Below are 2375 nucleotides of genomic sequence, written 5' to 3' on the forward strand. Positions count from 1 at the left end.
GCTTTTTACATAGAAGTATATCAAAAATCATGGATCTTGGACAGCTTCTAAAGAATAGTTGCTGGTATCAACTTAGATTACAGGTGCATACCGCCGTCTTCATGTCGATTGCGGATTTGATGCTGCCGTTTCTTTTTAGTCATTTCCCACTCGGTATCTTTTAAGCCACGCGCTTGTTTCTGCCGTTTATAATCTTCATCGCGGGCATACAGGGCGGCCATAACAGCGTCACTAAAGGCTGTCTTTAAGTAGCGGTTCGGGCTAACCGGCTTGTAGTTCAATGGTTGATAACGTCCTATATTTGCTTTTCGGTACTGATCGTCCTTATCTTGTTGCTCTTTTAACTGCCTTTGAATTTTCTCAATCTGGCTGGTCTTGATAGTAGGATCAGCTTTACATTCACCAAGAAAAATTTGTTTAGTTCCGTCATGCTTTAAGACACGCTGTAAGTGGTGACTTCCTAGCTGATCTAAGCTAAGATGCCCCGACAAATAAGCCAAACCTTGTTGATGTTCTTGGGTACTAAAAACCTTCGGTGGGTTTTCTTGCCATTGTTCAATCGTCTCAACCTTACATGGTTTTAAAGCTGGATCATAATACATCACGGCTGTATAAGCCTGTTCTTGTCTAACTAGTGAAAGATCATCTAAATCACCATTTGGAAATGCTCTTTTCAAAACTTCATGGTATTGAGTTCGAATAACTTGTTTAACTGCCATGATTGTTCGTAAATCTTTGACTGCCCTAGTAATCTTTTGCTGTTCTTCTGGTGAATACTTTTCTAGCAGTCCTCTATCGACATGTTCTAAAGTTTCTAAGCTATCATTATGGATCATAAGCGTATATTTCAGATCAATTTTGGTTTCTTTTTCCTGTTGCATTAATAACTTAAAACCAACATACGGACGCTTAGTAAAGGTCAATAATTGTTGGGTTAATAAATCATCACGAATGTTCATTAAGCGTTCGTTTAATTCACTGCCTTTGAAAACTGTTTGCTCGCTATCAGTTTCCTTAATTAATTCTCGCCTTTCAGCTTGTGTGGTCTGTTCAAAATCAAGGTCTGGATAAAGCTTTTTTGCGGTTCGATCTACTACTTTATTCAAGAGTTCATCTGCCTTTTTTAATGAAATTTCTTGTTGGTTAATTATCAATAATTGTTTAGTCACATCTTTCCCGACTGCATGTTTAATTAGGGTGCTGTTTTTCCAATTAAACAGCATGCGCCGTTTATCATCTAAGCTCTCCAAACTGATATACGTTTTCAGTTCATGGCTTAACTCTTTAACCACCCGTTTTTCATTGAATGAGAAGTGTTTGCTTAGGCTATTTAAATGACCTCTATTAATTACTTTTTCTTGCATGTTTTTATAGCCAGCTTTGGACTTACGATAGTTCTTAACTTGTTGATTAAATTCTTTTCTTTCATGCCGCTTGCTATTGATTCCCTCGTGTTGCATTGGTGTTTCATCTATTCCCTGATCCGCAAATGATTTCTCGCTGATCCGATCGGGAATATTTTTTTGCTCTAAAACTTGATTTACACTAACCGCCCAATTGTGCCGCCATTGGGTAATTTTTTCTTTTTTATCCCAATCAACTAACCACACTTTTCTTGATCTTGGAAAACGACTATTTCCCGTATAAGTTTTGCTTCCATTTTCATCTAATATGTTTTCTCTTTTGCTTTTTAATCCCCATGTTCCGTCTGGGTTAAATGGACGATTAGTTAGCATAACATGAGCGTGCGGATTGTCTGAGTGATCTCTATGTATAGACACGTCGGCAACCATACCCTCATCAACAAAATTTTCTTGAACATATTTGGTCAACAATTCTTTCTGTTCATCTGAATTTAATTCAACTGGTAAAGCCACGTTAAACTCTTTTGCATAGCGTGAGTTTGCTCGCCGATCTTTTCTTTCTACTTCGTTCCATAGTTTCTCTCGATCACTCGCCCATTCTGGTGCATTCTTTGGTGTCAAAATAAAGCTTTCTGGCATAACCGATCGAGCATAAAAATAGCTTCGATCTTCTTTTTGATCAAATAACTTTTCGCCACTTCGGTAACTTGCTCCGGCAATTGCACTTCTTCCTTTACCAGCACTAATATTACTAAAGCTTATGTGGAAAATTGCCATGTCGGTCACAACCTTTCTTTGGTTCTATGGGTTTGATTTTTTTGTCGCCAACGGCGACTTCTTATACAACGATTTATCACAATAACACAAACAACTTTAGTTGTTGTGTGTAAGTGCGCATTGACCTCGTTCCACTCGGTCTTCTGAATTCCTTTAATTCAACTGTAGTGTATGACTTCCGCTTCGCTATTTCAACTTTCGTACTTTGACTTAACGTTCTCTGTATGATATAGT

1 protein-coding gene is annotated in these 2375 nt (G+C 37.9%); it reads right to left on the bottom strand.

The window, feature by feature from the left end:
- Nucleotides 1-77: 77 nt before the first annotated feature.
- A complete protein-coding gene (gene mobQ, locus FD47_RS14200) occupies nucleotides 78-2141 on the bottom strand; it encodes a MobQ family relaxase (RefSeq protein WP_056980822.1) in 2064 nt (687 codons plus the stop codon).
- Nucleotides 2142-2375: the final 234 nt, after the last annotated feature.

It is taken from the genome of Lentilactobacillus parafarraginis DSM 18390 = JCM 14109 (assembly GCF_001435895.1).
In the GTDB taxonomy this organism is placed as follows: Bacteria; Bacillota; Bacilli; order Lactobacillales; family Lactobacillaceae; genus Lentilactobacillus; species Lentilactobacillus parafarraginis.

What these genes read in the sequence shown, in the direction of transcription:
- mobQ (WP_056980822.1), bottom strand. Translation starts at nt 2,141, where the DNA reads ATGGCAATTTTCCACATAAGCTTTAGTAATATTAGTGCTGGTAAAGGA.